At 38.3% G+C, this 8,368-nt stretch carries 9 protein-coding genes and 1 pseudogene; 8 read left to right on the top strand and 2 right to left on the bottom strand.

All coding sequences use genetic code 11. The annotated features are described in order from the left end of the window. Positions 1-440: 440 nt before the first annotated feature. On the bottom strand, positions 441-887 hold the full coding sequence (locus PZE06_RS20700) for an endolytic transglycosylase MltG (protein WP_150949281.1): 447 nt from the start codon (positions 885-887) through the stop codon (positions 441-443). Next, on the bottom strand, positions 880-1,254 hold the full coding sequence (locus PZE06_RS20695) for a hypothetical protein (protein ID WP_150949277.1): 375 nt from the start codon (positions 1,252-1,254) through the stop codon (positions 880-882). Before PZE06_RS20695 ends, PZE06_RS20700 begins: the two co-directional genes overlap by 8 nt. A gap of 461 nt (positions 1,255-1,715) precedes the next feature. On the opposite strand from PZE06_RS20695, the gene PZE06_RS20690 reads away from it, so the two are divergent. The 8 genes and pseudogenes from PZE06_RS20690 to PZE06_RS20655 form a co-directional block, all read left to right on the top strand. Continuing rightward, entirely contained in the window at positions 1,716-2,339 is a 624-nt protein-coding gene (locus PZE06_RS20690) for a hypothetical protein (protein WP_150949275.1), read from the top strand. A 99-nt stretch (positions 2,340-2,438) separates the two neighbouring features. After that, entirely contained in the window at positions 2,439-2,588 is a 150-nt protein-coding gene (gene rpmG, locus PZE06_RS20685) for a 50S ribosomal protein L33 (protein WP_019154508.1), read from the top strand. Between the two features lie 115 nt (positions 2,589-2,703). After that, positions 2,704-3,270, top strand: coding sequence for a 5-formyltetrahydrofolate cyclo-ligase (locus tag PZE06_RS20680; RefSeq protein WP_150949271.1), 567 nt, complete (start codon positions 2,704-2,706; stop codon positions 3,268-3,270). Continuing rightward, positions 3,263-4,054 carry a DUF92 domain-containing protein gene (locus PZE06_RS20675; RefSeq protein WP_150949268.1) on the top strand — a complete coding sequence of 264 codons (792 nt, stop codon included), beginning with the start codon at positions 3,263-3,265 and terminating at the stop codon, positions 4,052-4,054. Before PZE06_RS20680 ends, PZE06_RS20675 begins: the two co-directional genes overlap by 8 nt. 14 nt (positions 4,055-4,068) lie before the next feature. Beyond that, on the top strand, positions 4,069-5,016 hold the full coding sequence (locus PZE06_RS20670) for an L-lactate dehydrogenase (RefSeq protein ID WP_150949265.1): 948 nt from the start codon (positions 4,069-4,071) through the stop codon (positions 5,014-5,016). Positions 5,017-5,167: 151 nt separating this feature from the next. Further along, positions 5,168-5,374 carry a hypothetical protein gene (locus PZE06_RS20665; protein ID WP_150949262.1) on the top strand — a complete coding sequence of 69 codons (207 nt, stop codon included), beginning with the start codon at positions 5,168-5,170 and terminating at the stop codon, positions 5,372-5,374. Between the two features lie 610 nt (positions 5,375-5,984). Next, positions 5,985-7,511 (top strand): rhomboid family intramembrane serine protease, encoded by a 1,527-nt coding sequence (locus PZE06_RS20660; RefSeq protein WP_150949258.1) that lies wholly within the window; start codon positions 5,985-5,987, stop codon positions 7,509-7,511. 134 nt (positions 7,512-7,645) lie between these two features. Continuing rightward, a pseudogene (locus tag PZE06_RS20655) lies at positions 7,646-7,994 on the top strand (transposase); the annotation flags it as partial. Positions 7,995-8,368 lie beyond the last annotated feature (374 nt).

The raw sequence follows: 8,368 nt of genomic DNA, 5'->3' as shown, positions 1-8,368 counted from the left end.
TCTCTTTTCAATTTCCCCACCGAAATCACTCCTTTAGCTTTATACTTATGATTCTATCAAATAAAAAACTGTGTGAGTAAGGAATCGTACGCATTCCTCACTTACACAGTTAATATTACACTCCCCTAACCAGAATAAATGAAGTCTGCAAGGCTCCAATATTTAAAACAATCTGCCGGAACCAACGTCATTTGCGTTCTCCCTCGACAGAACAGAGGACAGCAGTTCTAGAAATTCTGCAAAAATAGACGGCTGAAAACTTTTCAAGTGGCTCAAGTGACTGCTCCGGAGGCTCACCGCCCACCCGAAAGCATGCACCTGGAGCGAAAATCAACGTATATTAAGTGCAATTTTATCCAAAAATGCCAAAAGGCATCGAGAATTAGAACTCTCGATGCTATTGCGATAAAATATGAGGGAAGCAAAATGCTTCTCTTTTTTTATTTGTTTTTTGTGATGATTTTACTGATCTCCTCATAGGTCATTTCACTGTTGAGCTCAAAGCTTCCGATCTGTACCTTCGTATGGTAGCCATGCTCGATTAAATACTGTTCAAATTCGGTAGCATTCTCGATGATTTGCCCATCAGCAAGCATATCTGCTATTTTTTTCGTGCTCATGTTCAGCTTAATCTCTAAAGTGATTTGCTTTAATTCTTCACTGGGAGTTTCTTGATCTGTCTTGACTTCTTCCGCTGGAGGTTCCATTTGCTTTTTCTCTAAATCGTTCAATTCTTCTTTAGTTAAAACAACAAAGCCAGCCTCTGTCATCCTCTCTTTTGCACTATTTATAGGTATTTCCGGTTCGCGTTCTAAAACAGTGAAATGAAGCACAACAACAGCGAAAATAATCCCCAGTGCAAAAGCTCGTAGTGTATGTTTATTCATATCTCACACCTGCTGATAGTTCATTAATAATATTTTTCACGTCCTCTTTTGTTAGCGAGGATTGCTTGGCGATTTGGGAAATTGATACCCCTTGTTGTGCTAAGGACCAAACTTGGTTTTTGATGATCGCATGAATTTCCTTCTTAGGCTCTGGATAGGAGGAAGCAGTTTGAAAATCACGATCGTCGATCAGCAATTCTTCCTCCAATATTTTGATCTTTCTTTTTAGTTGATAAATTTCTTGAATTTGCTGCATGGAAAATTGATCAAGTTCATTTTTTATTTCTTTATATGGGTCTTTTATAAAAAATGAAATTATAAATAGCAAAATAGATACTCCAAGTAAACCAGGTACTATGTATTCCATTGTTTTCACCTCTTTATGTTGGTCAGTTCGTACGAAGACCATTTTACCATTTAAACCGACGTTTTTCGATGGTATTGACGAAAGAAACGATTAATTGCTTTTTTACAGGGAAATTTGCAAATTTATCTCGAGCGGAAGCATCTCCCAAAGGAAAACAAAAAACGACAAAATGCGTTTATTGTGGGCTCCCACTATCAGTGCTAACATAAAGGAGAGCACGTTTAAGAATTTTTTTTGACAATATTTAAGAGGCTTGTTATATACGGTGATGATTCTAGGTTCATTTCTGTCATCAATGCTGCAAGACGTGAGAAACCAAGGATTCATACGAAATGAACAAAAAATCGTTTCATCAACAATATCGTTTAACAAAGCCAATATCTAAAAAGCCGTAAGAAATCATGACGATCGCAAATATGCTATTGGGAATTTCAAAATAATGATGATAAGAAGGGGAAGTAATGGAAGCTAATATTACACTTAATAAAATAACCAGTACAGAACGCGAAAATAATGTTAATAATGGATTGATGGCTACACCTGGCATTTGGATTGGTGGGAAAATATATTGGCTTAGGGATAGTCGGGAAAAGCTTATTTCGGAGGAGAATATATCAGTCATTGTGAAGGAACGTTCCATTCACTCAAAAACGAAAATTCATGAGATGTTTATAAAAAATCATGGGGAGCAAATAAGGGATATTAAGGTGCTCTTTGTTCATCACCATCCGGAAATCTCAAGAGAGGTTCTTACCTTTGTTGCCCCGGTGGAAAAAGCGATATTCCATGTTATGAATCCACTGCTTTATTTAGTCAATGGATACTGTCAAGGCAAGATGATGGATCAAGCTACAGTACAACCACTGTGGAAGGTCAATACAGAAAATATATGGCAATCCCTTGGAAGAGGGATTCTGCAGTATCAGCCAATGGCTAAAGGGATGATGGCGAGTATTTTTTCATTGGACGGAACGATTGACGTTAATGAAACTTGCAAGGCAAGTTCCTGGACGGTAATGGGAGAAAATAAAAAAGAAGCATTGCAGCTTAATCAAGCCATAAAAAAAGCTTTGCTTCCTATATGAACAAGAAGAAAAAACGCACTAGCATTTCCTTTCAAAAAGTGATATTATAGAAAAGTCGTATGTGGAACAACAGTTAGATAGTAGTTTGGAGGGAAATTCATGCGTGTAAACATTACTTTAGCTTGCACTGAATGTGGAGAGCGTAACTATATTTCAAAAAAGAACAAGCGCAACAATCCAGATCGTCTTGAGCTAAAAAAATATTGCCCAAGAGACAAAAAAAGCACAACACATCGCGAAACAAAGTAAACAGTGGGAATCTATTTCCTGCTGTTTTTTTATGGTTTAGAAAAGATTGTTTATTCTTTTATTTCGTAAATCTATGACGAGCACAAATGGCTTGAGTATTTTGTGGAGGCAAAGCATGGAGAAAACAAAACTGCGAAAAACTTTACAGGATCAGTTAAAAAAAATGTCTAAACCTGAATATGAGCATCTTTCATACAAGATTGCCCAAAATTTATTTTCGACTTCGCTTTGGCAGGAGGCCAAAGTGATTGGCATTACAATCTCACGAGCGCCTGAAGTCGATACATATCAAATTATTCGCAAGGCTTGGGAAGAGAATAAACAGGTTGTCGTGGCTAAGTGTGAGCCCCAAAAAAGAACGATGCATTTTCGAGTCTTGACAGCATTTGAGCAGCTAGAACGTGTTTATTATGGCCTATACGAGCCAATTGTTGAACAAACGCTTAAAGTCGAGAAAGAAAAGATTGATTTATTGATTGTACCAGGATTGGCCTTTACGAAGAGTGGATATCGCCTTGGGTTTGGCGGTGGGTATTATGATCGATTTATGGTGGATTATCAAGGAAACAAGGTTGCATTGGCCTTTCCATTGCAATTGCTTGACGATCTTCCCATTGAGAGTCATGATATACCTGTCAGACAAATTGTGACGACAGAGGAGATCATATCTATCCATGAATAGCTTCTTCTACTTTATCATGATAATTATAGCTGTCTTCTTTGGATATGCCGGGCGTTTTTTAACCCTTTCCGGGAGTATTGCAGCAGCATTTGTTGGTATACTAACGGTGTTAGGACTACATATAGAAGGTTTGTTTCTATTAGGGTTATTTTTTGCGACTTCAAGTTACTGGTCTAAGTACAAGAAGCATCAAAAAGATCAAGTAGAAGAAAGATTAGCAAAAGGATCGCGCAGAGACTGGCTACAAGTGATCGCGAATGGTGGATGTGCTGCTTTAACAAGCCTTCTCTATTATGTAACAGGTGAGCCGTTATATGTAATCGCATTTTGCATCTTGATCGCTACCTCAAATTCAGATACTTGGGCTTCGGAGATCGGTACACTTAGCAAAAAACTTCCACTTAGTGTACGAACATTTCATTTGGTTCCAAGGGGTACTTCAGGTGCCATCAGTGGATTGGGAACATTAGCTGGTATTGCAGGCTCTGCGCTCATTGCTGTTGCTTCACTATTTTTATTTGCTTTTTCCATTGAAATTGCCCTATTAGTGTTTCTGTTTGGCTTTCTTGGAAATCTATTCGATACGGGACTCGGTGCTTTCGTTCAAGCAACTTATCGTTGTAATCATTGTTCGCTGGAAACGGAGAAAACCTACCATTGCGGTGAAAGGACAGAAAAAATGAGAGGGTTCTCATTATTGAACAATGATGTTGTAAATTTATTATCGAGTTTGTTAGCAGCGCTGCTAGGGTGTATCGTGATCAATGGACTTTATTATTTTTGAGGAGGTTTTTCAATTTGATCGATCGTGTTAATCGAGTTGTCTTAGTCGGTACTGGTGCAGTAGGTTCAAGCTACGCATTTGCGTTAATTAATCAAGGAGTCACTGAAGAGTTGGTCCTCATTGACTTAAATAAGGAAAAGTCAGAGGGAGATGCAATGGATTTAAATCATGGAATCCCATTTGCTCCATCGCCAACAAAAATTTGGTTTGGAAACTATTCTGACTGCCAGGACGCTGACCTTGTCGTCATATGTGCAGGAGCCAATCAGAAGCCTGGGGAAACTCGCCTTGACCTCGTTGAAAAAAATACGCGTATTTTCAAAGGAATTGTGGATGAGATAGTAGCGAGTGGCTTTCAAGGTATTTTTCTTGTTGCGACAAATCCAGTCGATATTTTAACGTATGCTGTTTGGAAGTTTTCGGGCTTTCCAAAAGAACGTGTTATTGGTTCGGGGACGATTTTAGATACTGCGAGATTCCGTTATTTACTAGGTGATTACTTTAAAGTAGATACACGAAATGTTCATGCTTATATTATTGGAGAGCATGGAGATACGGAACTTCCTGTTTGGAGCCATGCTGATATTGCTGGAAGGAAAATATCCGATTGGATTGATACGAAGGATGAGTATCAACAGGAACATTTGGAACAGCTTTTTTTGAATGTTCGTGATGCAGCATATCATATAATTGAACGTAAAGGTGCTACTTACTATGGTATCGCAATGGGGTTAGTTAGATTAACAAAAGCGATTCTTCAAAATGAGAATTCCGTGCTCACGGTTTCTGCTTTTCTTACTGGTGAATACGGACATAAAGATGTCTATATCGGTGTACCGGCAGTCGTGAACCGCAAAGGGATTCGGGAAATTGTCCAGTTAGATTTAGATGAAACAGAGAAGGTAAAGTTTGCCCATTCAGTCTCAGTTTTAAAGAAAACGATGGGACCTGTTTTAAAGTAACTAGACTTATTTTTGTTGAGAAAGACTGAAGGTGATTGACAGTCCATGGTTTTTGTCAACATATAAGCATCTCAGTCAAAAAATAATTCTAGACTATTTCGGATAAAAGCTAAGAAAACATCTCAAACTATTTCCATAGGAGGGATGAATAATGGGTCGTCTAGTATCTTTGCTTCTCATTGGAATCGGAGGCTATTGGGTTTTTCAGAATCGCTTTCGCCTAGCCAATTTTTTACTGGGAAACAGCATGATGAGAAGGGCTTTAGTCTCGTCCTTTATGCGCATTCCCCTCGTCCGTAATCAGATGTTTAGCAATATATTTTCAGGTGGAGCAAAAAATCAATATGGAAATAGTTAATTTCAAAAGAGGCTGTGTCAAAAGGTCGTTAGAAACGACTTTTTGATATCGGCTTTTTTTGAGTATTTTTGGTTACTTGGTAGTGGAGATAAGGGGGATTTTCTTTTTTTGCTTTATGCCCCTCCTCTCTCTTTTACTTATTATGGTTCCCTTTCTTTTTTTATGGGCAATTTAAATGGTGATCAGGTGGGCCGTCTACAGTCTTTATGTAAAGAAAGGAAGAGTTGAATTCATTTTTCTACTGCTAAATGAAGTATTCGGCTGAGATGGTGATCTGGAATGAAAACACAATATCGATTGGAAGAACTAATTAGCTAGATTTGAATAGTTCTTGTACATGAGAAAATCTTCTTTTGATCGTTTAGTTGGTTACCAAAAAGGGAGAATTTCTCATTTTTTGTTTTCACGAAATGAGTTAAAAATCGTTTTAACAATTGCTTAACGAAGCAGATAAATTATGGGAGATTGGCTGTATGCACAGTTAGATTGCTATCTTTTTATTCACATAAGGGGCTATTCTTATAAAAATCCACAATATTTGTTTATAATGGAAGTAATGAATGGACTTTCTAAATGAATAAGATTTGTGATGTGAAAGTAGGGGGAATTTTTGATTAATAACGAAAGCTATTTATTTTGGAAACTTGCTAATGGATTTATTGCTGAGCTCGGCTTTAGAATTATTAAGTTGTCCAAAGAACAAAATGAACTATGGTTGGAAAAAAGGGAAAATAAACAAGCACAAATAATTCGATTACTTCGTTATGATATTGATTGGAGTAATTGGTTGCAACAGGATATTGAACGGACCGCAGTAAATGGTGAAAGAATTCGAAAACAAATTACTAGGGGCGAGCTTCAAGTTGTGAATATTTATGTTTCGTCCTATCCGCCTGTAGACGATTATGAATTTCGGATTTTAAAACCTTACTTTGATCCAGCGCAAAATAAGACGAAGGTAACTTCTTCTTTAATTGCAAATTCTAATTACACGGAGGAAATGGAGCGCTTAGAAAAAATTTTCAATATGGATCTTAACATATTCGAGCAAATCCCTGTCGAGGAAGAAGCGGTTGAAAAGCTGAAAAGAGAGGTTTTAAACATTGCTGCTCACCGTGAAAAAGAGGAGAAAGCTCTTTTTGAACAAGGGAAACCATTTTTTACATATATGTTTGTAGCGCTCCAAGTCTTGATGTTTATAGTACTCGAGGCATTTGGCGGGAGCACAAACACCAGTACATTAATTCAATTTGGTGCAAAATTTAATCCGCTTATTTTAGAAGGAGAATGGTGGCGTTTCCTAACGCCAATGGTTTTACATATTGGTTTTCTTCATTTAGCGATGAATACGCTGGCATTATTCTATTTAGGGACAGCAGTAGAAAAAATATTTGGCAAAATTCGCTTCTTGTTCATTTACATTTTAGCTGGCTTTGCCGGTACGGTTGCAAGTTTCATTTTTAGCCCTAATCTTTCTGCCGGTGCCAGTGGTGCCATTTTTGGCTGTTTTGGAGCTTTGCTTTATTTTGGCGCTATTTATCCTAAATTATTTTTGCGAACAATGGGCCTTAATATTTTTGTTGTTTTAGCAATCAATTTATCTTTTGGTTTCACCGTTCCAGGAATCGATAATGCAGGTCATATTGGCGGTCTTATCGGTGGCTTTTTGGCTTCAGGTATTGTTCATTTACCAAAAAAGCGGAAGATTTCGTTACAAGCGATTTGTTTAGCCCTTACTCTTGTTGTGGCCGGTGGAATGCTTCGATATGGTTTTGAAAATCCGAAGCAGGTTTTAGATGAAACATCTGTATTAGTACTGGCTCAAGATTATTTGGAAAAGGAAAGATTTACAGATGCGTACCGGCTATTAATTGATTTTCCGAATAGTGACGAGTCTTCTGCTCAATATTACTTTTTATTGTCCTTTTCTGAAATAAAATTGGAAAAGTTTGACGAGGCCGAAAAATCACTTTTAAAAGCAATAGAAGTAGAGCCAAATTTTCATGAAGCACACTATAACCTTGCCCTTGTTTATCTGCAAAAGCAAGAAATCGCAAAAGCTAAGGAGCATGCAGAAAAAGCAGTGGAAATTAATCCAACAGATGAATATCGCCAGCTGTTAAATCAATTTAATTGATTTCAGACTGTAGACAAACTCGAAGGATTTCAGTTTGCCTACAGTCTTTTTCTTTTAAAATAGAATTATGATAGATAGTATAGGTTGATTATAACGAAGGGTGGCGCTTTCCACGGGCGGGGCCGAGCCGCTAATACACGACGACAACGAAGGAAGGATATAAGCATATAAATCCAATCCATCGGTTTGTGTAGAATGTCCGTTTCTTTCGAAGTGCACTGAAAGTAAAAACCATCAAAAGCTTATACAACGTCATATTTGGGAAGCTTACAAAGAAGAGGCAGAACATTTAACGTCACCATGGAGAAAATCAAACAGATATACGCGAAACGCAAAGAGACGATTGAACGTGTTTTTGCGGATGCGAAAGAAAAGCATGGAATGCGATGAACAACCTTACGAGGTCTTAAAAACAAGTCTATGCAGGCGATGCTTACTTTTGCTGTCATGAACTTAAAAAGGATGGCGACTTGGGCTTGGTGAACTGCTTGAGTCGAGCCTAACTAGTTGATTGGAGTGGAGGGTGCTTGACTCCTGGGGGGATTTGCAGGACAGGTGAGATCCCGCAGGAGCGACAGCTCTGAGGAAGCTCACCGCCTGCCCCCCGGAAGCAAGTGCCCGGAGCGGAAATCAACGGATTTTTACAGCCAACTATCCAAAAATGACAAAAGGCATCAAGAATCTCGATGTCTTTCGTTCATTTTGATAGAATTATGGTTCATTTTCGCGTTCAGGCTCTTGCCTTCCAGGCGTGGACGGTGGTCTTTCCCATCGCAGGGGCTAGAGCCACCGCCCCTTTGCTCCAGTCAGCAAGAAAGGGTGTCATGTCCAAGGTAAAACTAAATAAATGTTATTTT

It is taken from the genome of Robertmurraya sp. DFI.2.37 (assembly GCF_029211245.1).
GTDB classification, from domain to species: Bacteria; Bacillota; Bacilli; order Bacillales; family Cytobacillaceae; genus Robertmurraya; species Robertmurraya methanolica_A.
Note: the sequence above shows the minus strand (reverse complement) of the source record. Positions and strands in the feature narration are given on the sequence as shown.